The 21,948-nt window shown below is 71.0% G+C and carries 23 protein-coding genes; 10 read left to right on the top strand and 13 right to left on the bottom strand.

Features of this window, described 5'->3' with window-relative positions:
• Positions 1–178 precede the first annotated feature (178 nt).
• On the bottom strand, positions 179–727 hold the full coding sequence (locus ACTWQA_RS17655; RefSeq protein ID WP_443160284.1) for a DUF3090 domain-containing protein: 549 nt from the start codon (positions 725–727) through the stop codon (positions 179–181).
• A gap of 9 nt (positions 728–736) precedes the next feature.
• Entirely contained in the window at positions 737–1,423 is a 687-nt protein-coding gene (locus tag ACTWQA_RS17650) for a histidine phosphatase family protein (protein ID WP_443160283.1), read from the bottom strand.
• Between the two features lie 114 nt (positions 1,424–1,537).
• Here ACTWQA_RS17650 and ACTWQA_RS17645 point away from each other — a divergent pair, with 114 nt between their 5' ends.
• Positions 1,538–2,485, top strand: coding sequence for an aldo/keto reductase (locus tag ACTWQA_RS17645; RefSeq protein ID WP_327580951.1), 948 nt, complete (start codon positions 1,538–1,540; stop codon positions 2,483–2,485).
• 127 nt (positions 2,486–2,612) lie between these two features.
• Positions 2,613–3,428, top strand: a complete 816-nt coding sequence (locus tag ACTWQA_RS17640; RefSeq protein ID WP_443160282.1) for a hypothetical protein — start codon at positions 2,613–2,615, stop codon at positions 3,426–3,428.
• A gap of 84 nt (positions 3,429–3,512) precedes the next feature.
• Here ACTWQA_RS17640 and fabI read toward each other — a convergent pair whose 3' ends face one another.
• Both fabI and ACTWQA_RS17630 read right to left on the bottom strand, forming a co-directional pair.
• Complete coding sequence (gene fabI / locus ACTWQA_RS17635; protein WP_305921407.1) at positions 3,513–4,277, bottom strand: enoyl-ACP reductase FabI; 765 nt, start codon at positions 4,275–4,277, stop codon at positions 3,513–3,515.
• 1 nt (position 4,278) lies between these two features.
• Entirely contained in the window at positions 4,279–4,974 is a 696-nt protein-coding gene (locus tag ACTWQA_RS17630) for a beta-ketoacyl-ACP reductase (RefSeq protein WP_305921406.1), read from the bottom strand.
• A 77-nt stretch (positions 4,975–5,051) separates the two neighbouring features.
• On the opposite strand from ACTWQA_RS17630, the gene ACTWQA_RS17625 reads away from it, so the two are divergent.
• Together ACTWQA_RS17625 and ACTWQA_RS17620 are read left to right on the top strand one after the other, a co-directional pair.
• Positions 5,052–6,545: a TldD/PmbA family protein gene (locus ACTWQA_RS17625; RefSeq protein WP_443160281.1), complete on the top strand. Its 1,494-nt coding sequence runs from the start codon at positions 5,052–5,054 to the stop codon at positions 6,543–6,545.
• Positions 6,542–7,912, top strand: coding sequence for a metallopeptidase TldD-related protein (locus ACTWQA_RS17620; protein WP_443160280.1), 1,371 nt, complete (start codon positions 6,542–6,544; stop codon positions 7,910–7,912). Before ACTWQA_RS17625 ends, ACTWQA_RS17620 begins: the two co-directional genes overlap by 4 nt.
• Before the next feature lie 36 nt (positions 7,913–7,948).
• Here ACTWQA_RS17620 and ACTWQA_RS17615 read toward each other — a convergent pair whose 3' ends face one another.
• Together ACTWQA_RS17615 and ACTWQA_RS17610 are read right to left on the bottom strand one after the other, a co-directional pair.
• Positions 7,949–8,506, bottom strand: a complete 558-nt coding sequence (locus ACTWQA_RS17615) for an arsenate reductase/protein-tyrosine-phosphatase family protein (RefSeq protein ID WP_443160279.1) — start codon at positions 8,504–8,506, stop codon at positions 7,949–7,951.
• 101 nt (positions 8,507–8,607) lie between these two features.
• On the bottom strand, positions 8,608–8,820 hold the full coding sequence (locus ACTWQA_RS17610) for a dodecin (RefSeq protein WP_305921402.1): 213 nt from the start codon (positions 8,818–8,820) through the stop codon (positions 8,608–8,610).
• Positions 8,821–8,919: 99 nt separating this feature from the next.
• Between ACTWQA_RS17610 and ACTWQA_RS17605 the strand changes: the two genes are divergently transcribed.
• Entirely contained in the window at positions 8,920–9,234 is a 315-nt protein-coding gene (locus ACTWQA_RS17605; protein WP_305921401.1) for a DUF3099 domain-containing protein, read from the top strand.
• A gap of 315 nt (positions 9,235–9,549) precedes the next feature.
• Here ACTWQA_RS17605 and ACTWQA_RS17600 read toward each other — a convergent pair whose 3' ends face one another.
• From ACTWQA_RS17600 to ACTWQA_RS17590, 3 genes are all read right to left on the bottom strand, one after another.
• Positions 9,550–10,347, bottom strand: a complete 798-nt coding sequence (locus tag ACTWQA_RS17600; protein WP_443160278.1) for an NTP transferase domain-containing protein — start codon at positions 10,345–10,347, stop codon at positions 9,550–9,552.
• 11 nt (positions 10,348–10,358) lie between these two features.
• Entirely contained in the window at positions 10,359–11,348 is a 990-nt protein-coding gene (gene moaA, locus ACTWQA_RS17595; RefSeq protein ID WP_327580944.1) for a GTP 3',8-cyclase MoaA, read from the bottom strand.
• A gap of 136 nt (positions 11,349–11,484) precedes the next feature.
• Positions 11,485–11,856, bottom strand: a complete 372-nt coding sequence (locus tag ACTWQA_RS17590) for a winged helix-turn-helix transcriptional regulator (RefSeq protein WP_443160277.1) — start codon at positions 11,854–11,856, stop codon at positions 11,485–11,487.
• 98 nt (positions 11,857–11,954) lie between these two features.
• Here ACTWQA_RS17590 and ACTWQA_RS17585 point away from each other — a divergent pair, with 98 nt between their 5' ends.
• Entirely contained in the window at positions 11,955–12,602 is a 648-nt protein-coding gene (locus ACTWQA_RS17585) for an NAD(P)-dependent oxidoreductase (RefSeq protein WP_443160276.1), read from the top strand.
• 71 nt (positions 12,603–12,673) lie between these two features.
• Here ACTWQA_RS17585 and ACTWQA_RS17580 read toward each other — a convergent pair whose 3' ends face one another.
• The 3 genes from ACTWQA_RS17580 to ACTWQA_RS17570 form a co-directional block, all read right to left on the bottom strand.
• Positions 12,674–13,168, bottom strand: coding sequence for a hypothetical protein (locus ACTWQA_RS17580; RefSeq protein ID WP_443160275.1), 495 nt, complete (start codon positions 13,166–13,168; stop codon positions 12,674–12,676).
• Positions 13,169–13,297: 129 nt separating this feature from the next.
• Positions 13,298–14,386 carry a hypothetical protein gene (locus ACTWQA_RS17575; protein ID WP_443160274.1) on the bottom strand — a complete coding sequence of 363 codons (1,089 nt, stop codon included), beginning with the start codon at positions 14,384–14,386 and terminating at the stop codon, positions 13,298–13,300.
• Positions 14,387–14,459: 73 nt separating this feature from the next.
• On the bottom strand, positions 14,460–16,304 hold the full coding sequence (locus ACTWQA_RS17570) for an AMP-dependent synthetase/ligase (RefSeq protein ID WP_443160273.1): 1,845 nt from the start codon (positions 16,302–16,304) through the stop codon (positions 14,460–14,462).
• Positions 16,305–16,434: 130 nt separating this feature from the next.
• Between ACTWQA_RS17570 and ACTWQA_RS17565 the strand changes: the two genes are divergently transcribed.
• A complete protein-coding gene (locus tag ACTWQA_RS17565) occupies positions 16,435–17,298 on the top strand; it encodes an oligopeptide:H+ symporter (protein WP_443160272.1) in 864 nt (287 codons plus the stop codon).
• Between the two features lie 10 nt (positions 17,299–17,308).
• The gene (locus ACTWQA_RS17560) at positions 17,309–17,917 is read left to right on the top strand and encodes a trimeric intracellular cation channel family protein (RefSeq protein WP_443160271.1); all 609 of its coding nucleotides are present in this window, start codon (positions 17,309–17,311) and stop codon (positions 17,915–17,917) included.
• Positions 17,918–17,972: 55 nt separating this feature from the next.
• Here ACTWQA_RS17560 and yczR read toward each other — a convergent pair whose 3' ends face one another.
• Positions 17,973–19,403, bottom strand: coding sequence for a MocR-like transcription factor YczR (yczR, locus tag ACTWQA_RS17555; protein ID WP_443160270.1), 1,431 nt, complete (start codon positions 19,401–19,403; stop codon positions 17,973–17,975).
• Positions 19,404–19,466: 63 nt separating this feature from the next.
• Here yczR and yczE point away from each other — a divergent pair, with 63 nt between their 5' ends.
• Both yczE and ACTWQA_RS17545 read left to right on the top strand, forming a co-directional pair.
• Positions 19,467–20,075 (top strand): membrane protein YczE, encoded by a 609-nt coding sequence (gene yczE, locus ACTWQA_RS17550; RefSeq protein ID WP_305921391.1) that lies wholly within the window; start codon positions 19,467–19,469, stop codon positions 20,073–20,075.
• 87 nt (positions 20,076–20,162) lie between these two features.
• Positions 20,163–21,917, top strand: coding sequence for a glycoside hydrolase family 15 protein (locus ACTWQA_RS17545; RefSeq protein WP_443160269.1), 1,755 nt, complete (start codon positions 20,163–20,165; stop codon positions 21,915–21,917).
• Positions 21,918–21,948 lie beyond the last annotated feature (31 nt).

The raw sequence follows: 21,948 nt of genomic DNA, 5'->3' as shown, positions 1-21,948 counted from the left end.
GCGGGTTGGACGGTTTGACGGCCGGTTCGCTCTCCGGAGCGGTCACAAGGCCTCCTTCGTCGGCCTCGTGACCAAGGTGCTGCGTCTGATTGTTCCCTCGCTTCGCTCGCTCACAAGGCCTCCTTCGTCGGCCTCGTGACCAAGGTGCTGCGTCTGATTGTTCCCTCGCTTCGCTCGCTCACGTAGCCGCCTCACCCCCGCGGTATCCGTTGAGGCGCACGCAGACGTGCCCGGTGGCGTCGAGAGGCTGCCCGCACAGCGGGCACGGCGGCCGGCCCGCCGCGACGATCTGCAGGGCCCGCTGGGTGAAGGCGCGCGCGGCGCCCGCGCTGATCCGCACGCGCAGCACCGCGGGGTCCGGGCCCTCGAGATCTTCCTCCTCGATGACCTCCTGCGCCTCGATCACCACCTGGGATCTCTCCGCGTCCCACGCCAGCGCCATGGTGCCCACCCGGAAGTCCTCCGCGACCGGCACGTCGAGCGGCGCGTCGTCGGCCAGGTCGGCCGGCGCCAGTGCGGGCACGTGCGCGGTGCCCCCGCTGAGCCGCAGCACCTCGTCGAGCAACTCGTCCAGCCTGCCCGCGAGCGCGGCCACCTGTAGCTTCTCCAGCGCCACCGTGGTCAGTCTGCCCTCGGCCCTGGCCTGCAGAAAGAAAACCCGCGCGCCCGGCTGCCCGAGGGCACCGGCGACGAACCTCTCTGGTGGGTCGTAGTCGAAGACCGGCATAGCCTGACCTTACGTGGTTCCGGACCCGCCGCCGACGGCGGCATCGCTCCCGGTGATGTTTTCTCCCCCGTCTTTCTCCTCCGAATCCTCGGGAAGCCGCAATTCCCCCATATCGTTGAGTCTGAGAACAAAGGGACGCAAGGGGGCATAGCGAATGACGGTGAGAGCCGCCGGATCAGCCGTTATCCGCTGAAACTGATCCAGGTGGAGCCCCAGAGCGTCGGCGACGATCGACTTGATCACGTCGCCGTGACTGCAAACCAGGTAGACAGCCTTCTCCCCCAGGCGTTGATTCCACTCCCGGACCGCCGAGACGGCCCTCTGTTGCATTCCGGCCAGCGACTCCCCATCCGGAAATGTCGCCGCGCTCGGGTGCGCCTGCACCACCTGCCACAGCGGCTCGCGGGCGAGCTCCTTCAGCGGCCGCCCGGTCCAGCCGCCGTAACCGCACTCGATGAACCGCTCGTCGACCTCCACGCCGAGCTCCCGGCCCTCGGCCACCGCTTCGGCCGTTTCCCTGCAGCGTTCGAGCGGGCTGGAGACGATGGCGTCCAGCCTGACGCCCGCGATGCGCTCGGCGAGCGCGGCGGCCTGCACCCGGCCCGCCTCGCTCAGCCGCACCCCCGGAGTGCGGCCGGCCAGCACCGGCCCGGTGAGGTGGGTCAGCCCGTGCCGGGCCAGTAGCAGCGTGGTCACCCCGCAAGTGTCGCAGGCGTCGATCACCGTGTCGAAGCCGGGCGGACGGGCGTGGGTGGCGCGGGCCGCCGAGGCACGACGTCGAGGCCGCCCGAGCGGTAACCTGGCGGGATCATGGAGCAGCGCTATGTCGGCCACAGCGGCCTGTCGGTGTCCCGGCTGGGGCTCGGCACGATGACCTGGGGCCGTGACACCGACGCGGACGAGGCGGCCGCCCAGCTCCGCACGTTCGTGGACGCGGGCGGCACGCTCGTCGACACGGCGGACGTCTACACCGGCGGCGACGCCGAGCGGCTCCTCGGCCGGCTGCTGCGCGACTCGGTGCCGCGCGCGGAGCTGGTGATCTCCACCAAGGCCGTGGTGACGCCGGCGGGCCGGCGGCCGCGCGACGCCTCCAGGCGCCACCTGATCGCCGCGGTCGACGACTCGCTCAACCGCCTCGGGCTCGACTACGTCGACCTGTGGCAGCTGCACACCTACGACGAGGAAGTGCCTTTGGAGGAGACGCTCGCCGCGCTCGACGCGATCGTCGCCTCCGGCCGGGCCGTCTACGCGGGCGTGTGCGACTACAGCGGCTGGCAGCTGGCCGCCGCGGCGGTCACCCAGAAAATGATCCCCGGACGCATCCCGATCACCTCGGCTCAGGTGGAATACTCGTTGCTGGCCCGCGAGCCCGAACGCGAGCTGCTGCCCGCCGCGGCCCATCTCGGCGTCGGGGTGCTGGCCTGGTCTCCGCTGGGCCGGGGGGTGCTGACCGGGAAATACCGCACCGGCATCCCGGCCGACTCCCGGGCCGCGGCCCCGCACTTCGCCGATTTCGTACGCCCCTACCTCGACGAGAGGAGCCGCCGGGTGGTCGAGTCCGTCATGACGGCGGCCGACGGGCTGGGGGTGTCGCCGCTGGCCGTGGCCCTGTCATGGGTGCGCGACCAGCCGGGCGTGGCCTCGGCCATCGTCGGCGCCCGTACGCACGCGCAGCTCACCGGGGCCCTGCCGGCCGAGGACGTGGTGCTGCCCATAGAGATCCGAGAGGCCCTCGATGACGTGTCGTCACTTGACTGATCACGAACGAGAGCATCACTCACGTATCACTAGTCGATACCGAATCGCAACTTTACCCGCGAAAAGCCTGCGTCTGACGAGCGATATCCATAAAGATTTCCTTCGGAGGCGAGGCAGGAGGGGACGGATGGGGAGCAGGACCGCGATCTCGGCCGGAGTTCTCGCGGTGGCGCTGTCGGCCGTCCCGGTTGCCGCCCCGGCCGCGGCGGCAGCCACCGCGTCCGCCGCCACGGGCCAGGACTGCGCAAAGGGCGGAGGCCTGCTGTCGGGGGTGACCAACACCCTGTGCGACGTCGTCACCACCGTCACCGACACCGTCGACTCGCTGACCGGCGGCACGACCGACCCGGTGACGAGCGGCGTGGACAAGACCACCGACGACGTGCTCGGCCGGGTCGGCGAGGCGGTCCCGACCGGCACGGCCACCCCGGCAACGCCATCCGAGCCGTCGGCCACGCCGACCAAGACCGGGCTGGTGCCCGAAGGGCTCGTGTGCCTCCCCGTGCTGGCCTGCAAGGACAAGACCGTGCAGGACAAGGGGTCGTCCCCCACGCCCTCCCCCGACCGCACCGGCTCGCGCGACAAGGAATCCACCACCGGGCAGACCGGCGCGCCCACGCCGCCGGAGAGCCGGCCGCAGCAGATGGACAACGAGCGGCCGGTGACCGAGCGGCCGACCGCCGACACGGACGAGCCCCGGGTGGACCTGCTGTGGCCCAACCCGTTCGCGCACGAGCTGACGGTGCCGATGCAGGACCGGCACGTGGTCCGGCCCACGCCGCCGGCCTCCGACGTGCTGGGGACGGCGCTGACGATCGCCTTGCTGGGGTCGGCGGTGCTGGCCGCGCGGATCGTGCAGCAGCGGCGGCAGCGTACGGAGCAGGTCGAGTCGATCCCGTTCGAGCCGGCCCGCGTCGGCAGTGGCCGCCACCGCCTGGCATAGACCGGGGAACGCCCCCGGTCACACGCTCAGGTGCGGCCGGGAGCTCGCCTCGGCGCGGGCCCAGACGTTGCCCGAGGGATCAGGTCAGGCGCCGATGGCGTGGACGCCGCCGTCCACGTGGACGATCTCGCCGGTCGTGGCCGGGAACCAGTCGGACATCAGGGCCACGCACGCCTTGGCGGCCGGGACCGTGTCACCCAGGTCCCAGCCCAGCGGCGCCTTCTCGGGCCAGCTGTCCTCGAACTCCTTGAAGCCGGGGATCGACTTGGCCGCCATCGTCCGCAGCGGCCCGGCCGCGACCAGGTTGACGCGAATGTTCTGCTTGCCGAGGTCACGGGCCAGGTAGCGGTTGCAGGACTCCAGGCCGGCCTTGGCCACGCCCATCCAGTCGTAGACGGGCCACGCCTTGGAGGCGTCGAAGTCGAGGCCGACGACCGCGCCGCCCTCCTTCATCAGCGGCAGGCAGGCCACGGCCAGCGACTTGTACGAGTACGTCGACACCTGCAGCGCGGTGGCGACGTCCTCCCACGAGGTGTTGAGGAAGTTGCCGCCGAGCGCGCTCTGCGGGGCGAAGCCGATCGAGTGGACGACCCCGTCGAGGCCGTCGACGTGCTCGCCGACCCGGGCGGCCAGCGTGTCGAGGTGCTCGGTGTTCTGGACGTCGAGCTCCAGCACCGGCGCCGGGGACGGCAGCCGCTTGGCGATGCGCTCGACCAGGCTCAGCCGGCCGAACCCGGTCAGGACGACGGTGGCGCCCTCCTCCTGCGCCAGCTTGGCCACCGAGAACGCGATCGAGGCGTCGGTGAGCACGCCGGTCACCAGGATCCGCTTGCCTTGGAGAATGCCCACGTCAGTGCCCCATTCCGAGTCCGCCGTCGACCGGGATCACGGCCCCGGTGATGTAGGAGGCGTCGTCGCTCGCCACGAAGCGCACGACACGCGCGACCTCCTCGGGGGCCGCCTGCCGCCCGAGAGGGATGTTCGCGACGATCTTCTCGTGGTCGAGATCGGCCGTCATATCGGTGGCGACGAAGCCGGGCGAGACCACGTTGACCGTGATGTTGCGCGAGCCGTATTCGCGGGCCAGCGAGCGGGCGAAGCCGACCAGGCCCGCCTTGGAGGCGGCGTAGTTGGCCTGTCCCGCCTGGCCGGACAGGCCCACGACGGAGGAGATGAGGATGATCCGGCCGCGCTTGAGCTTCATCATCGGGCGGATGGCCCGCTTGGCCACGCGGTAGGCGCCGGTCAGATTGGCGTCGATGACGTCGGTGAAGGCGTCTTCCTTCATCATGGCCAGCAACGTGTCCTTGGTGATGCCGGCGTTGGAGACCAGGACCTCCACCGGGCCCTGCTCGGCTTCGACCTTGTCGAAGGCCGCCTCGACGTCGGCCGTGCTGGTGACGTCGCAGCGCACGCCGAACAGGCCCTCGGGCGGCTCCCCCGATCGGTAGGTGACCGCGACGGCGTCGCCGGCCGCGGCGAGTTCACGGGCGATCGCGAGGCCTATGCCGCGATTGCCCCCGGTGACGAGTACTGAGCGTGCCATGGAACCTGACGTTATCTCCTACCCGCCGGTATCGGCTTGTCCGGGTGGCACAAGATCACGGGGTTAGGATCGTGGACATGCGCCAGATCGATCCCGATTTCCTGGAGCTGCCGCTGCGGCAGCTGGCGGACGCCGCCTTGCAACGCGCTCGCGACCTCGGTGCCGAACACGCCGACTTCCGGCTCGAACGCGTCAGAGCCGAGACGCTCAGCCTCTACGACACCCGGCTCGAGGGCGCCATGGACGCCGACGACCTGGGCTACGCCGTCCGGGTCGTCAAGGGTGGCACGTGGGGGTTCGCCGCCGGCATCCACCTGACGCCCGAGGCCGCCGCGGTGGTGGCCGAGCAGGCGGTGCGGGTGGCGGAGGTGAGCGCGCCCATCAACAGGGAGCCGATCGAGCTGGCGCCGGAGCCGGTGCACGCCGAGGCCGTATGGGTGTCGTCCTACGACGTGGACCCGTTCGAGGTGCCGCAGGCCGACAAGGTGGGCCTGCTGGCGGCGTGGTCGGCCGGGCTGATGAAGGGCGCCGACCACGTGTCGGCGCGGCTGCTGCAGGTCAAGGAGCAGAAGTTCTACGCCGACACGGCCGGCACGGTGACCACGCAGCAGCGGGTGCGGGTGCATCCCAAGCTCAACGTGATGAAGGCGCACGAGAGCGGCTTCGACGACATGTCGACGATCGCGCCGCCGGTCGGGCGCGGTTATGAATACCTGACGGGCACCGGCTGGGACTGGCCGGCCGAGCTGGACCAGCTGCCGGAGCTGCTGGCGGAGAAGCTGGCGGCGCCGTCGGTCGAGGCGGGCGACTACGACCTGGTGATCGACCCGTCCAACCTGTGGCTGACGATCCACGAGTCGATCGGCCACGCCACCGAGCTGGACCGGGCGCTCGGTTACGAGGCGGCGTACGCGGGCACCAGCTTCGCCACGTTCGACCAGCTGGGTGAGCTGGTCTACGGCTCGCCGCTGATGAACGTGACCGGCGACAGGACCGTCACGCACGGCCTGGCCACGATCGGCTACGACGACGAGGGCGTGCAGGGGCAGAGCTTCGACATCGTCAGGGACGGCATCCTGGTGGGCTACCAGCTGGACCGGCGGATGGCGCTGATGAAGGGGCTCGGGCGGTCCAACGGATGCGCGTTCGCCGACTCGCCCGGGCACATGCCCATCCAGCGCATGGCGAACGTGTCGCTGGTGCCGGCGCCCGACGGGCCCTCGACCGACGAGCTGATCGCCGGGGTCGAGCGGGGCGTCTACATCGTCGGCGACAAGAGCTGGTCGATCGACATGCAGCGCTACAACTTCCAGTTCACCGGGCAGCGGGCGTACCGGATCTCGCACGGCAAGCTGGCCGGGCAGATCAGGGACTTCGCCTACCAGGCGACGACGACGGACTTCTGGTGGTCGATGGAGGCGGTCGGCGGGCCTGACACGTACGTGCTGGGCGGGGCGTTCAACTGCGGCAAGGGACAGCCGGGGCAGGTCGCCCCCGTGAGTCATGGATGTCCGTCGGCGCTGTTCAAGGGCGTGCGGATCCTCAACACCGTGCAGGAGGGTGGGAAGTGACGCCTCAGGAGATGGTGGAGAGGGCGCTGGAGCTCTCCCGGAACGACGGCTGCGTGGTGCTCGTGGACGAGGGGTCCACGGCCAATCTGCGCTTCGCGGGCAACACGCTCACCACGAACGGCGTCGCCCGCTCCTCGCGGCTGACCGTGATCTCGATCGCGGGCGAGGGCGTGGGCGTGGTGTCGCGGGCCTCCGTGCGCGACGAGCAGCTCGCCGACGTCGTGGCGGCGGCGGACGCGGCGGCGCGGGACGCGCAGCCGGCCGAGGACGCCCGCTCGCTCGTCGAGGGCGTGCCTGCGTCGTCGCAATGGGACGCTGACGCGCGTCCGACCGACATCGGGGTGTTCGAGGGGTTCGCGCCGGCGCTCGGCGAGGCCTTCGCCGCCGCCGAGGCGGGCGGCAGGAAACTGTACGGCTTCGCCGAGCATTCGTTCACCACGACCTTCCTCGGCACGTCCACGGGCGTGCGGCTGCGCCACGACCAGCCGACGGGGCGGATGGAGCTCAACGCCAAGTCCGCCGACCTGAAGCGCTCGGCCTGGACGGGCGTGTCCACGCAGGACTTCACCGACGTGGACGTGGCCGCGCTCGACTCCTCGCTGGCGCAGCGGCTGGAGTGGGCCAAGACCCGGGTGGACCTGCCGGCCGGGCGCTATGAGACGCTGCTGCCGCCCAGCGCGGTCGCCGACCTGATGATCTACCTGTTCTGGTCGTCGGGGGCCAGGGACGCGCTGGACGGGCGTTCGGTCTTCTCGAAGCCGGGCGGGGGCACCCGGGTGGGCGAGCAGCTGGGCACGCTCCCGGTGACGTTGTCGAGCGATCCGGCCGCTCCGGGCATCGCGTGCGCGCCGTTCGTGACGGCGCACGCCTCCAGCCGGCAGAGCTCGGTCTTCGACAACGGGCTGCCGCTGGGGCCAACCGAGTGGATCAAGGACGGGCGGCTGGAGGCGCTGCTGCAGACGCGTTACTCGGCGGAGCTGAGCGGGCTGGCGGTGACGCCGGGCATCGACAACCTGATCATGACGGGAGCCGGGGGCGGGCGGTCGCTGGAGGAGATGATCGCCTCCACCCAGCACGGGCTGCTCGTCACCTGCCTGTGGTACATCCGGGAGGTCGACCCGCAGACGCTGCTCGTGACCGGGCTGACCCGGGACGGGGTCTACCTGGTGGAACACGGCGAGGTCGTGGGCGAGGTGACCAACTTCCGCTTCAACGAGAGCCCGGTGGACCTGCTGGGGCGGCTGACGGAGGTGGGGGCGAGCGAGCGGACGTTGCCGCGGGAGTGGAACGACTACTTCCAGCGGACGATCATGCCGCCGGTGCGGGTGCCGGACTTCAACATGTCCACGGTCAGCCAGGCGAGCTGACGACCCGGCAGCCGGTCGCGCCCGTAGGTGAGCAGGTCAGCGGGGGCCGAGGAGGGCGCCGAGGGCGTGGCTGAGGGATTCGCCGACGGTCTTGGCGCAGGCGTCGTAGCCTTCGGGCGGGCCGCCGTACGGGTCGTACACGTCCAGGACGCGCCTGCGGTCGCGGCGGACGGCGGCCGACTGGACGATGGCACGCGCCCGCTCCACCGTGTCGGAGCGGTAGCGCCGGCCTCCGGCCCCGGCGGCGAGCGCGGCGAACTCCGGCAGCGTGAACGTCTTGGGCGCGGCCTCCGGGTCGAGGCCCACGGCGACGGGCACGTGCGCGGCCTCCATCGTCAGCAGCAGGTCCGCCGAGCGGACCAGGTCCCGGTCCAGCATCCGGGCCCGGTGCGCCCGCCCGTCGAGGCCGAGCTTGGCCAGCGCGGCGACGGCGTGCGGCGCCATGGGGTGGCCGACCATGGCGCGCACCCCCGCGCTGGCCGTCGCCATGGGCAGGGGCGCTGACTGGAGCATCGCCCCGGCGATCACTTCTGCCATGGCGGAACGGCAGATGTTGGCCGTACAGACCAGGAGAAGTCGGAATTCGGCACTCACATCGGCCAATCTAACCGCTCAGCTCGGATCACGAGAGGCGGATGGCGCCGGCCCGGCCGCCCCGCGCCCTGCCACCCTCGGGAAGGCCCTCAGAACGCCGCTCAGGCGTCCTCCAGCCGGAAGCCCACCTTCAACCCCACCTGGAAGTGCGCGACCTCACCCGCGTCGATGTAGCCGCGGATCTCGGTCACCTCGAACCAGTCGAGGTGGCGCAGGGTCTGCGCGGCCCTCCGGATGCCGTTGCGGATGGCCTGGTCGACGCTCTCCGTCGACGTTCCGACGATCTCGGTGACCCGGTACGTTCGATCCGTCATCGTCCTCTCCTCCTTACCCGAAGGCCATGATCGCATGACCCCCGTCACCACCCGGGTGCGCCGTCGCACCCGGGTCCTGCGAGGTCTACCGTGGAAGCTATGAAGGGGTGGCGCAGGAAACCAGATGTCCACCAGGTCACCGACGCCAGGCCGTCGCTGTCGGCGGACATCCGCAAGCGCGAGATCAGCTACCTCATCAAGATGGGGCTTCGCACGATCTGCCTGATCCTGGCTGTCGTGGTGCCGGTGCCGTGGCCGTACCGGCTGCTGTTCATCGCGGCCGCGGTCTTTTTGCCATACATAGCGGTAATCGGGGCCAATGAGAGGGGGAAGGCTGCCCCGCCTCCTACCTTTCAGAGCCCTGAAGCTAACCAAACCGAGATACCGCTGCATCGACGCGAGATCGGGTCGTGACTAAGTCTTGACGCATCCCATGGGTTGTAGGTGTACGCTTTAGCCAAGCGCTCCGGTCCCCCGTCGGAGTGCTGGTGCCGGCGTTCCGGGCCCCCGTCGGAACGCCGATGAAGCGACGCCGGGTGGTTTGCCCCCGTAACCACCCGGCGTCGCCCTTTTCTGGCGAACCTTTGCCGGCCGGACGATCTAGTGCGGCCCCCACCAGACAGATCGGTAGGGCCGCTTTCCCGAAATCGTTTACACCCGCGCTCGCCCCAAAATTCACAGGAAACTTTCAGGCGGGCGCGGGCTTGACTTCAAGAGTTCGTTCGAGTGTCAGTCGTCTGTCAGCGTCTCGGTGGTGGCGCGGCCCCAGTTCTTCGCCAATGTGGTCAGTTTCGCCACAGCGTCCTCAGGAGCGGTGCCCGCCCCTTGAGCCAGCCCGAGCAGGTAGGCCGTCAGCGGCGCGGCCGGGCGGGCCACGCCGTGGGCGACCTCCTTGGTCAGGTCGAGAATCTGGTCGCGGTCCACGGTCGCCGGGTCGATGCCCAGCTCCTTGCAGGCCAGCGCGGTCCATTCGTTGAGCACGTTCATACGAGCCTCCTCCAGATCGTCCATTGTGTCGCAGTCGAACCACGGCCGCCCGGGCAGCGCCAGGCGCGTGCCGGCAAGGGGGGCCAGCAGGCCCTTGAGCGAGCGTCCGCCGTAGGAGGCGAGGGCCTGCTTCAGCTCCGTGGCCGGCCAGGCGCCGGCGAGCCACTGCTCGCGCCCGCCGTCGTCCACCATCACCGCGCCGGCGCCGGGGCCGGCGGCGTCGAGCAGGGCCCGTACGTGCGCCACGGTCAGGAACGGCAGGTCGCCGGCGAGCAGCGCCACCCACGGGGCCGTGACGTGTGCCAGACCGGCGGTCAGGGCGGGGATGGGGCCGCTGCCGGGCGGATCCTCACGGGCGAACAGGACACCGGGAAGAGGGCGCTCCGGGCCGACGACGATCGTGCGGCGGGCGCCTGAGGCCGCGGCGACGACGTTCTCGACCAGGGATCTGGCGCCCACGGTGAGAGCGGGCTTGTCCCGCCCGCCCAGCCGCCGCGCCTGTCCCCCGGCCAGGATCACCGCGTCGTAGACCCGCCCCATCGCCGCCGGGCCTAGCCGCCGATGGCGGACATCGGGCGGGACGGCTGGAGGAAGGAAGGGTCGTCGATGCCGTGCCCGGCGCGTTTGCGGGCCACCGCCGCGATCCACCGCTCGGCCAGCTCCTCGTCGGACGCGCCCGCCCGCATGGCGGTCTTCAGGTCCGACTCCTCGGTGGCGAACAGGCAGTTGCGGACCTGACCGTCGGCGGTGAGCCTGACCCGGTCGCACGCGCCGCAGAACGGCCGCGTCACCGACCCGATCACGCCGACCCTGGCCGGCCCGCCGTCGACGAGGAACCGCTCGGCCGGCGCGCTGCCCCGCTCCTCCAGGTCGTCGGCCACGAGGTCGAACCCGTCGGCCAGCAGACCCAGGATCTCGTCGGCGGTGACCATGTCCGCGCGGCTCCAGCCGTGCTGGGCGTCCAGCGGCATCTGCTCGATGAAACGCAGCTCGTAGCCCTGCTCGAGGCACCAGCGCAGCAGCGGGACCGCCTCGTGCTCGTTGAGGCCGCGCATGAGCACGGCGTTGACCTTGACCGGGCGCAGCCCGGCCCGGTCCGCCGCGGCGAGCCCGGCGATCACGTCGGCGTGCCGGTCGCGGTGCGCGAGCCGCTTGAACGTCTCGGGGTCGAGCGTGTCGAGCGAGACGTTGACCCGGTCGAGCCCGGCGGCGGCCAGCGGCCCGGCCAGGCGGGCCAGCCCGATGCCGTTGCTCGTCAGCGAGACCTGCGGCCGCGGCTGGAGCTCGGTGGTGCGGGCCACGATGTCGACCAGCTCGCGCCGCAGCAGCGGCTCCCCGCCGGTGTAGCGGACCTCGGTGACGCCGAGACGTTCGACCCCGATCCGCACCAGGCGGACGATCTCGTCGGCGGTGAGGAGCTTGGCGTTGGGCAGCCAGTCGAGGCCCTCGGGCGGCATGCAGTACGTACAGCGCAGGTTGCACTTGTCCGTGAGGGACACCCGAAGATCTGTCGCCACCCGTCCGAACGAGTCTCGCAACACGGGGCGTCACCTCCTATTCGTTCGCCAGAGGGCCAGCCTACGACGCCTGTCGGCGGCCACTCAAAATCGCCCCTTCTGCGCCACAACGCATCCGCGCCTAGATCGATTCCGCTTTCCCTCGGTGGCGTCGGGGCTCTCATGCCCCCAGCCTGGCCGACTCCCAGCTCTCGCGGGCGCGCATCAGCTCGGCCAGGTGCCTCCTGGACCATTCGCAGCCGGCGTTCATGGGTTCGAGGAGGCTGCGGCCGAGGTCGGTGAGCGCGTACTCGACCCGTGGCGGGATCTCATCGTACGGGGTGCGGGTGAGCAGGCCGTCGCGTTCCATGGCGCGCAGGGACTCGGTGAGGACCTTCGGGGTGATGCCGCGCAGCGGCGTCTGGAGCTCGGTGAAGCGCCGCGGCCCCGACTCCAGGCAGCGGATGATCTTCGCGGTCCATTTGTCGCCGATGCGGATGGGCGCGGCGACTGGCGGGCAGCCGGTGAACATGTCGGGATCGAGCGGCACCATGACGTCATCGTAGGTAACTATCGTTGCGGAAAGCGACAGGTCGCCCTCTACCGTCGGCGCAGCGGCCGGGAAGCCCGGCCGGGGAGAGGAGTGCCGGCATGGGCAGGATCGTGGTTTTCGGCGCGGGCGGACGGGCCGGGCGCCGGGTGGTCGCGGAGGCGGCCGGGCGCGGGCACGAGGTGACGGCGGTGGTACGCGATCCCGGCAGGCACGAGGGCCTGGCGCGCGAGGGGGTCCGGGTGGTCGCCGGGGACGTCACCGACGCCTCGAGCGTGGCGGCCGTCGCGGCCGGGCAGGATGCGGCGGTCCAGGCGGCCGCCCGGATGGACGTGCCCGCGGAGGAGTTCTACGCGGCCGCGGCCCGCGCTCTGGTCGAAGGACTGGCACGGGCGGGGGTGCGCCGCCTGGTGGCGGTCGGCGTCGGCAGCCTGCTGGAGGTGGCGCCGGGGGTCCGGCTGGCGGACACGCCCGGCTTCCCCGGCGACGCCCGGGCGTTCTCGCTGGGGCACGCGGCGGAGCTGCCCGTGTACGAGGAGTCCGGCCTGGACTGGGTGGTGCTTGCGCCGCCACCGGTATTCCTGGACGAGGAGGCGGACCGGACCGGCCGGTACCGGATCAGCGACGGGCGGGTGCCGGACGCGACGGCGGGCGGGCCGGTGTTCTCGTTCGCCGACCTGGCGGTGGCGGTGGTGGATGAGGCCGGCGACGGCCGGCATCACCGCGTGCAGGTCGCCGTGTCCTACTGACGCCTGCTGACTACTGGGGGCCCGGACATGGCGGACGCCCGGCCGGAGCCGGCCGGGCGTCCCAGGTGACGCTAGTGGTGGTGGCGGCCGATGACCTTGACCCAGTCCGTGCCCTCCGAGGGCTCCAGCCACTTGGCGCCCTCGAAGACCGCGCGCCAGGTGCCCGACGTGCGGGCCGGCACCGTGGTGTGGAAGTAGCCGTTGCGGCCGGTCCTGACCGTGTCGACGTACTCCCACTTGCCGCTGCCGTCGGGCTGGAAGAGGATCACGATCCGCTTCCAGCCGAGACGGTGCCAGCGCTCCTGCTTCTTGCAGGTGTCGGCGTGGTGCACCGACACGAACCCGCTGATGTAGTCCTCCTCGCACTCCACGGAGAGCTTGCCCTCGAGGTCGATGGGCTTGCCGCGCCAGGCGGGCTCCGGGTTCGCGTCGAACGTCAGGCTCGTGTTGCCGCCTGCGAAGTCAGGGTCCACCTCGTCCGCGAGTGCGGGCGAAGCCGCGGTGGCCACCACGGTGGCGCCCAGTGCGGCGGCCGCCAGGCCGGCGGCGAGACGTCGCATCTTCACGTGACTTTCCTTCCCCGTGTCAAACGAGCCCCAAGCGGGGCGCGTCATCTGCCAATGACGCGTAAGGGTAAGGAAAAGTTGGAGTAAAGTTGATCACGATTCCGCAACGCCCGCGCGATGCCGGGCCGCCTATTGGGCTATTTGCTGGGATTTAGAGACATCTGGGGCGTAGTGGGCCGTTCCTGCGTAGCGGACGCGGAACTGGCCACCCGCCCGGCCCAGGATCGTGCCGTCGAACGCCCCCGAGGCATCCGTCACCGCCTCGCCGACCCGTTCCCAGCCGGCGGCGTCGTCCTGGCGCCACAGGATCTCCAGCCGCTGCTTGGCGAACGGGCCGAAGTCGGTGAGGCCGCGCGGGTCCACCCTCGTGAGCGAGCCGCGCAGGCGTACCGCGCCCCTGGCTCGCTCGGCCTGCACCTCCGAGAGCTTGGTCTCCCGCCGGAGCTGGAACGACGCGTACTCGGTCACCGTCGCCCCGTCCTGGCCCCGCGCGATGGCGGTGACGGTCCAGGTGCCGGTCGGGTAAAAGCGGCTCAGGCGCTTGTCGGGCAGGAAACGCCAGGTCCGCCAGCTGTCGGCCGCGGGTGGGCTCGCCGCCAGTCGCCACACGAGCCGCGGCGGGAGGGCGGGGGCGGCGAGGGGTCGCGCACCGCGCTCAAGGCTCCCGTCCTGGACCGCGGGCGCCCCGCCCTGGAGCGGCCCTGGGGCCGGCGCACCCTGGACCGGCTCTGCGCCCTGAACCGGCTTTGCGCCCTGGACCGGCTCTGTTCCTTGGAAGGGCTCCCTGCGCTGGATCGGTCCCGCGCTCTGCGGCGGCTGACCGGACTGGGACGGGTCGTATCCGGGGAGCGGGTCGATCGGGTGGAGCGAGCCCGGTTGGGCGGCCGGCGGTGATGGGACCGGGCCGGCCGGGTCCGATGGCGACGGTGCCGGGACCGTCGGGTCCGTGATGGGCGGTTTGGACACCAGCAACGGCCCGGGCGGGGCGCCCGGATCGACCTTGACGGTGACGCCGTTCTTGGGCCGCGCACCCTTGGCGACCACGTCGACCACCAGGCGGACGGAGCCTTGAGCCCCGACCACGGGCTCGGCGGGACGTACGGTGATGGCTCGGATGGCGAGTTCGGTCACGGCTGGGGTCACGGCGGCGGGCGCGGGCGCGGGGAGCGCCGTGAGCGCCCCCGCCGTGAGCGAGACGAGAAGCAGTCCTCTGGTCATGATCGAGACGGTAGGAACCGCCCGGTCATGGCGAGGACCACAACACACGCCCCGAATGGCAAAACCTGTGCCGCTATCGCGGCTCGCCGTAGAGCCCTTCGATGATGTCGGCGTACTTCGCGTGGATGATCCGCCTCTTGAGCTTGAGGCTCGGGGTGAGCTCCTCGGTCTCGGCGGTCCACTCGGTGCCCAGCAGCGCCCACTTCTTGACCTGCTGCACCTGGGCCAGCTTGGCGTTCGCGGCCTCGACGGCGGCCCCCACCTCCTTGAGCACCTCGGGGTGCTCGGCCAGCTCGGCGAGCGAGGCGAAGGTGATGCCGCGGGCCTGCGCCCAGCCGGGCGCGACCTCGCCGTCGAGCGTCAGCACGGCCACCGGGTGCGGCCGCCGGTCGCCGTACGCGAGGGCCTGGCCGATCAGCGGGTGCTGCTTGAGATGGTTCTCGATCTCGGCCGGGGAGACGTTCTCGCCGCCGGCGGTGATGATGAGCTCCTTCTTGCGGTCCACCACCCGGTAGAAGCCGTCCTCGTCGACCGTGCCGATGTCGCCGGTGTGCAGCCAGCCGCCGGCGTCGATCAGCTCGGCGGTGGCCTCGGTGCGGTTGAGGTAGCCGCGGGTGTTGAGCGGGCTGCGGGTGAGGATCTCGCCGTCCTCGGCGATGCGGATCTCGACGCCGGGCTCGGCCCTGCCGACGGTGCCCAGGCGGTAGCAGGCGGGGCTGTTGCCGGTGAACGCCCCGGTGGTCTCGGTCATGCCGTACACGTCGATGACCTTGAGCCCGAGGCCGGCGTAGAAGTTCTGCACCTCGGGGGCGAGGGGGGCGGCGCCGGTGGCGGTCCACTCGGCGCGGTCGAACCCGATCATGCCGCGGATGATCGACAGGAGGGAGGCGTCGGCCTTCTCGTAGGCCTCCCGGATCTCTTGCGTGATGGTGTGGCCGTACTGGCCGGCCTCGACGTAGGCCTGGCCGGCCGCCATGGCCGCGCGCACGGCGGCCTGCTGCTCCTCCGGCTGGGTGGCGAGCACGGCGAGCAGGCGGGCCATCATCTTCTCCCACACGCGTGGCACGCCGAAGAACATCATCGGCCTGACCTGTCCTAACGTGGCGCCCAGGTTGGCCAGGTCGGTGCAGAAGTGCACGTGGGAGACCTTGAGCAGCGGCAGGTAGAGGCTGAGGATGCGCTCGGCGATGTGCGCGTAGGTCAGGTAGGAGATCTGCGTGCCCAGCGTCGGCAGCGAGGTGAGCCGGTCGGTGGCGGCGACCTCGTAGAAGACGTTGCCGTGGGTGAGCGGGACGCCCTTGGGCATGCCGGTGGTGCCGGAGGTGTAGAGGACGGTGACGACGTCGCCGGGGGTCACGGCGCGCCAGCGGTCCTCGACCTGGGCGGGGTCGTCGGCCAGGCGGGCGCGGCCGAGCTCCAGGAAGTCGGCCCACGTCATGAACCGGTCGTCGCCGGGCGGCGCGCCTTCCAGCATGACGATCCTGCGCAGGCCGGTGAGGCGGTCGAGCACGGGCTGCCAGCGGGCCAGCTCGGCGGGGCCGCCGAGGACGGCGTACTTTGCGCCCACGTTCTCGGCCACGAACGCGATCTGCTCGGGGGCGAACGTGGAGTAGACGGTGCAACCGACGCCGCCCGCGTGCACCGCGCCGAGGTCGGCGAGCACGTGCTCGCTCCGGTTCACCATCATCAGCGCCACGGAGTCGCCGGGCTCGAGCCCGAGCGTGGCGAAGGCGGCCGCGATCTCCAGGACCCGCTGACGCGCCTGCGCGTAGGTCAGCGTGCGCCAGCCGTCGCCCTCAGGGTCGGAATAGGCGGGTGCGTCGGGATGCCGCTCGGCCACCTGCTGGAGCTGCAGGCATACGGTACGGCCGGCTATCTGCTGCTCGATCTCGGCTCGGACCTCGAGGACTTCGGCCATGGCGCGCCTCCCGTCAGTATTCACTTGCACGAGTGGCATGCATCGCACCACACGTGCCGGGTAGCGGCAAGACCTCGCAGGCGGCGTTCACATAGAGTGATCGGACGGATGCGATTCGGGGGGTTCATCCATGGCCGGCGGCAGGACGTTCTTCGGGCACCCGTGGGGACTGGCGACGCTGTTCGGCACCGAGATGTGGGAGCGGTTCAGCTGGTACGGGATGCGCGCCATCCTGGCCACGTTCTTCGCGCCCCTCGTGGTCGGCTGGCTGGCCGCGGGCGACCGCTGGCACCTGGGGTTCGGGGCCGCCGCGGTCGGCATGGCGCTCGGCCTGATCCAGTACGTGTGGGGCGGCCGGTCCCTGCGCGGCGTCGGCGAGCGGCCGGGGCTGCGCCTGTCCCCCGGCGAGCGGCGCCGCTTCGGCCGGCTGGCGGGACTCGGGACGGGCGTGGCGGTGGTCGCGCTGGGTTGGTGGGCGTTGACCGGCACGCTGACCATCGACCGGCTCACGATCGTGATCACGGTGATCATCCTGGCGGTGCCGATCGCGTACTTCGCCTACATCCTGATGGGCGGTCACCATCTCACCGAGGACGAGCGGGACCGGATGAAGGCGTACATCTGGTTGTTCATCGCCGCGGCGGTCTTCTGGATGATCTACGACCTGGCGCCGACCAAGCTGCTGTTCTTCGCCCAGCACCATACCGACCTGTCGTTGTTCGGGATACAGATCCAGGCGGCCACGACGCAGTCGTTCAACCCGCTGTTCATCATGATCTTCGTGCCGGTGTTCGCGGCGCTGTGGGTGCGGCTGGGCACGCGGGTGAGCACGCCGCAGAAGTTCGGGTTCGCGCTGGTCATGGTGGGGCTGAGCTTCGTGGCCATGGCGATCGCGGCCGCGCTGGCGATCGTGGCCGGGGTGGCGCTGTTCATGTTCACGCGGCGGCTGCGGGTGCTGATGGCTGAGCACTACCATGCCGAGGCCATCCTGTAGACAGGGTGCCGTGTCTCAGCTTCTCGATTTCGTCGGTATCTTCGTCTTCGCGTTGTCCGGTGCGCTCATGGGGGTGCGCAAACGGCTGGACGTGGTCGGGATGATGGTGCTGGCCGGAATGACCGCCCTGGGCGGCGGCGTGGTGCGCGACCTCATCCTCAACGTGCGGCCGGCCGCTTTCCAGAGCGTCGGCTACGTGCTGGTGCCGGTGGCGGCGACGGTGATCGTGTTCTTCTGGCATCCGCACGTGGCCCGGGTGATGCCGGCCATCCTGGTGCTGGACGCGGCCGGGCTGGGGCTCTTCTGCGCGGTGGGGACGGAGAAGGCGCTGGAGTACGGGCTGAGCCCGCTGCACGCGGCCCTGCTGGGGGTGGTGACAGGGGTGGGCGGCGGGATGTTGCGTGACGTGCTGGCCGGGGAGATCCCGACGCTGCTGTACGACCGCCAGCTGTACGCCGTTCCGGCGATGCTGGGGTCGGGGGTGATGGCGGCGGAGTGGTGGTACGGGTTGCACGGGTGGGCGGCGACGCTGGGGGCGGCGGTGCTGGCGTTCGGGCTGCGGATCGCGGCGATGCGCCGGAAGTGGCGCGCGCCGCTGGCCAGGGGGGTCGGCGAATAGCGTGATCGTCGTCGCGGGGCGTGCGGTCACCAGGCGACGGCCGAGGTGCATCCGCTCACACCATGGCGATGAGCGGGTCCGGCGGGCGGGAGGCGCCGTGCGGGCCGTGGTCGCGGGCGGCGCGCAGGCGGGTGACCGCTTCCGACAGGACCTGGGGCGGCAGCGTGTACGGCAGCCGCAGGTAGCCCTCGAGCGTGCCCTCCAACCCGAACCACGGGCCGGGCGCCAGGCGCACGCCATGGGCGGCGGCCGCCTCGGCCAGCGGAGTGGCGGCGTCGCCGTTGAGCCGGACCCAGAGCGTGCCGCCGCCGCGGGGCACCGTGAACGTCCACTCGGGCACCTGCTCGCGCAGCGCCGACACCAGCGCCTCCCGTGAGGCCCGCAGGGTGCGGCGGCGCTCGGCGCGGGTCTCCTCCAGCCGGTCGAACAGCCCCGCCACCACCAGTTGCTCCAGCACCGGGCTGGCGATGTCCACGGCCGAGCGGTGCACGGCCAGGCGGCGGGCCAGCGCCGCCGTGGTGCGGATCCAGCCGATGCGCAGCCCGCCCCACCACAACTTCGACGCCGACCCGATGCTGATCACGCGGCTGTCGGTGTCGAACGAGCCCATGGGAGAGGTGTGCGGCACCTCGTCCAAGGCCAGCTCCAGCCAGGTCTCGTCCACCAGCACCAGCGTGTCGGTACGCCGGGCCGCGCCGACGACGGCGGCGCGGGTGGCGTCGTCCATGAGCGCGCCGGTCGGGTTCTGGAAGTCGGGCATGAGATAGGCCAGGCGGGCGCCGGACTGGCGCATGGCCCCGATCAGCAGGTCGGCCTGCCAGCCCTCGTGCGAGATGCCGACCGGGACGATCCGGGCGGAGCGCTGCCGGGCCACGTCGATGGCGTGCGGGTACGTCGGCGACTCCACCAGCACCGGGTCCCCGGAGCCGACGAGCAGGCCGAGCACGAGCTGGATGGCGTGCTGGGAGCCGGTGGTGACGACGATCTGCTCCGGCCTGGTGGCCAGCCCTCTGGCGGTGTAGCGGGCGGCGATGCGTTCCCTGAGCACCGGCAGGCCGATGGGGTCGTAGCCGTTGCCCATGCCGTATCTCGGCAGGTCCTCGACCGCCTCCAGCATCGCGCTCCGCAGGGCGGAGGGCGCGGGCGGGGCGGCGCAGTGGAGCTGGATCAGGCCGTCGCCACCGGTGCTGAGCCAGGGGTTGTCCGACGTGGTGGCCGGGTCGGGCAGGGCCGTCCAGCTGCCCGAGCCCTGGCGGCTGTCCAGGTAGCCGCGTTCGCGCAGCAGGTCGTACGCCGATGTCACCGTGGTGCGGCTGACCTTGAGGATCTCGGCGAGGTGGCGTTCTGCGGGCATGCGGACGCGTACCGGGATCTGGCCGTCCATGATCAGGCTGCGGACGCCGTCGGCGAGCGCCCGGTAGTACGGGCGGGCGCCCGGGTCGACGTTGACCAGCCGGGCCACCTGAGCCGCCGAGAGATGCCTCATAAGGCCACTTTTCATGATTGGCCCTGTTTTGGCAAGCCGGTGGCCTGCCACTCTGAGGCCATTATGAGCGAGACGACCGTCCCCCGAGTGAGTTCCTTTCCCGCCCGCCTGGCCCGGCTGTACGGCGGGCTGGCCCTCTACGGCCTGGGCATCGGCCTCCAGGTGGAGTCCGGACTGGGCAACGACCCGTGGGACGTGTTCCACCAGGGAGTGGCGATCAGGGCCGGGGTGTCGATCGGCACGGTGATCATCGGCGTGGGCGCGCTGGTGATGCTGCTGTGGATCCCGCTCAAGCAGAAGCCCGGCTTCGGGACGATCAGCAACGTGGTGTTCCTGGGGTTGTTCGCCGACGCCGCGATCTTCCTGCTGCCCACGCCGGCGCATCTGGCGTTGCAGAGTCTGTACGTGGCGCTGGGCGTCGTCGCGATCGCCCTGGCGACCGTGCTGTACATCGGCGCCGGCCTGGGCCCGGGACCGCGGGACGGCATCATGACGGGCCTGGTCCGGCTCGGGCTGTCGGTGCGCCTGGGCCGGTTCCTCATCGAGATCACCGTACTGGCGGCGGGCTGGCTGCTCGGCGGCACCGTCGGGATAGGGACACTGGCGTTCGCGCTGGCCATCGGGCCGCTGACGCAGCTGTTCACCCGCTGGTTCCCGCTCGATTCCCGCTGACGTGAGCTCCGCGGCCGGTCCGGACATGACGCGACATGATCGGACTCGGCCGCGGGATCACCCCATGTGCGAGTAGCGTCTGTAGGCATGCGGATCGAGGATTACGCCCTGATCGGAGACATGCAGTCGGCCGCGCTCGTGGCCAGGGACGGTTCCATCGACTGGCTCTGCCTGCCCAGGTTCGACTCCCCCTCGTGTTTCGCGGCGCTGCTCGGCGGCGAACGCAACGGTCACTGGTGGCTCGGCCCGACCGGCCGCAGGCACGCCGACCGGCGACGATACCGGCCCGACACCCTCATTCTGGAGAGCGAGTGGGACACCGCGACCGGCACGGTCCGCGTGGTCGACTTCATGCCGCCCCGCGACCGCAACCCCGACGTGGTGCGGATCGTCGAGGGCGTCTCCGGGACCGTGGAGATGTCCACGGTGCTCAGAGTGCGCTTCGACTACGGCAGGATCGTGCCGTGGGTGCGGCGCACCAACGGGCACCTGCAGGCGATCGGCGGGCCCGACTCGGCGTGGCTGCACTCCCCCGTGCCGCTGAAGGGCGGCGACTACGCGCACCGGGCCACGTTCACCGTCAAGGAGGGCGACCGGCTGGCGTTCATCTTCACCTGGCATCCCTCGCACGAGCCGATGCCGCCGCAGATCGACTGCGACGACCAGCTCGACGAGACCGAGGCCTTCTGGGCGGACTGGGTCTCCCGATGCACCTATGACGGGCCGTACCGGGACGCCGTGATGCGGTCGCTGATCACGCTGAAGGCGCTCACGTACGCGCCCACCGGCGGCATCGTGGCCGCCCCCACCACCTCGCTCCCCGAGGACCTGGGCGGGGTGCGCAACTGGGACTACCGCTTCTGCTGGCTGCGCGATGCGACGATGACGCTCGACGCGCTCATCTCCTCCGGCTACCTGGAGGAGGCGGCGGACTGGCGCTCGTGGCTGCTGCGGGCGATCGCCGGCCGCCCGCAGGACCTGCAGATCATGTACGGCGTCGCCGGCGAACGCCGCCTGCCCGAGCTGCGGCTGGACTGGCTCGACGGCTACGAGGACTCGCGCCCGGTGCGGATCGGGAACGAGGCCGTCAAGCAGCTGCAACTCGACGTGTACGGGGAGGTCATGAACTGCCTCTACGTGTCGCGCACCCGAGGGTTGTCGGCCGATGACCGGGCCTGGACGATCCAGCGGCAGCTGCTCGACTACGTGGAGGATCACTGGGACGAGCCGGACGAGGGACTGTGGGAGGTGCGGGGCCCGCGACGGCACTTCGTGCATTCCAAGGTGATGTGCTGGGCCGCGCTCGACCGGGCGGTCAAATACGTGGAGCGGTTCGGCCGCACCGGCCCCGTGGAGAAGTGGCGGACGTTGCGGGACGTCGTCCACGCGGAGATCTGCGACAAGGGGTACGACCCGAGCCGGAACACCTTCACGCAGTCGTACGGATCGTCGGAGCTGGACGCCGCTTTGCTGATGATGCCCGTCGTGGGATTCCTGCCCGTCGACGATCCCCGGATGGTGGGCACGGTGGCGGCGATCGAGAAGGAGCTCATGTCGGACGGGTTCGTGCTGCGTTATCCGATCGCCGCGGACAACGACGTGGACGGGCTGCCGGGCGGGGAGGGCGCGTTCCTGGCGTGCAGCTTCTGGCTGGTGGAGGTCATGGCGATGCAGGGGCGGAAGGAGGAGGCGAAGGACCTGTTCGAGCGGCTGCTGGGGTTGCGGAACGATGTGGGGTTGCTGGCGGAGGAGTACGACCCGCGCTACGGCCGTCTCGTGGGCAACTTCCCCCAGGCCTTCAGCCACGTCCCGTTGATCCACGCCGCCCGGGCTCTGTCGTAGCGGCGTCATCGCTCTTCTCCATGCGACCTTC

Source organism: Nonomuraea sp. 10N515B (genome assembly GCF_052245915.1).
Lineage (GTDB): Bacteria > Actinomycetota > Actinomycetes > Streptosporangiales > Streptosporangiaceae > Nonomuraea.
Note: the sequence above shows the minus strand (reverse complement) of the source record. Positions and strands in the feature narration are given on the sequence as shown.

What these genes read in the sequence shown, in the direction of transcription:
- ACTWQA_RS17605 (WP_305921401.1), top strand. Translation starts at nt 8,920, where the DNA reads ATGAAGGGGTGGCGCAGGAAACCAGATGTCCACCAGGTCACCGACGCC.
- ACTWQA_RS17565 (WP_443160272.1), top strand. Translation starts at nt 16,435, where the DNA reads ATGGCCGGCGGCAGGACGTTCTTCGGGCACCCGTGGGGACTGGCGACG.
- ACTWQA_RS17570 (WP_443160273.1), bottom strand. Translation starts at nt 16,304, where the DNA reads ATGGCCGAAGTCCTCGAGGTCCGAGCCGAGATCGAGCAGCAGATAGCC.
- ACTWQA_RS17645 (WP_327580951.1), top strand. Translation starts at nt 1,538, where the DNA reads ATGGAGCAGCGCTATGTCGGCCACAGCGGCCTGTCGGTGTCCCGGCTG.
- ACTWQA_RS17545 (WP_443160269.1), top strand. Translation starts at nt 20,163, where the DNA reads ATGCGGATCGAGGATTACGCCCTGATCGGAGACATGCAGTCGGCCGCG.
- yczE (WP_305921391.1), top strand. Translation starts at nt 19,467, where the DNA reads ATGAGCGAGACGACCGTCCCCCGAGTGAGTTCCTTTCCCGCCCGCCTG.
- yczR (WP_443160270.1), bottom strand. Translation starts at nt 19,403, where the DNA reads ATGAGGCATCTCTCGGCGGCTCAGGTGGCCCGGCTGGTCAACGTCGAC.
- ACTWQA_RS17610 (WP_305921402.1), bottom strand. Translation starts at nt 8,820, where the DNA reads ATGACGGATCGAACGTACCGGGTCACCGAGATCGTCGGAACGTCGACG.
- ACTWQA_RS17655 (WP_443160284.1), bottom strand. Translation starts at nt 727, where the DNA reads ATGCCGGTCTTCGACTACGACCCACCAGAGAGGTTCGTCGCCGGTGCC.
- ACTWQA_RS17630 (WP_305921406.1), bottom strand. Translation starts at nt 4,974, where the DNA reads ATGGCACGCTCAGTACTCGTCACCGGGGGCAATCGCGGCATAGGCCTC.
- ACTWQA_RS17585 (WP_443160276.1), top strand. Translation starts at nt 11,955, where the DNA reads ATGGGCAGGATCGTGGTTTTCGGCGCGGGCGGACGGGCCGGGCGCCGG.
- ACTWQA_RS17600 (WP_443160278.1), bottom strand. Translation starts at nt 10,347, where the DNA reads ATGGGGCGGGTCTACGACGCGGTGATCCTGGCCGGGGGACAGGCGCGG.
- ACTWQA_RS17625 (WP_443160281.1), top strand. Translation starts at nt 5,052, where the DNA reads ATGCGCCAGATCGATCCCGATTTCCTGGAGCTGCCGCTGCGGCAGCTG.
- ACTWQA_RS17640 (WP_443160282.1), top strand. Translation starts at nt 2,613, where the DNA reads ATGGGGAGCAGGACCGCGATCTCGGCCGGAGTTCTCGCGGTGGCGCTG.
- ACTWQA_RS17590 (WP_443160277.1), bottom strand. Translation starts at nt 11,856, where the DNA reads ATGGTGCCGCTCGATCCCGACATGTTCACCGGCTGCCCGCCAGTCGCC.
- ACTWQA_RS17575 (WP_443160274.1), bottom strand. Translation starts at nt 14,386, where the DNA reads ATGACCAGAGGACTGCTTCTCGTCTCGCTCACGGCGGGGGCGCTCACG.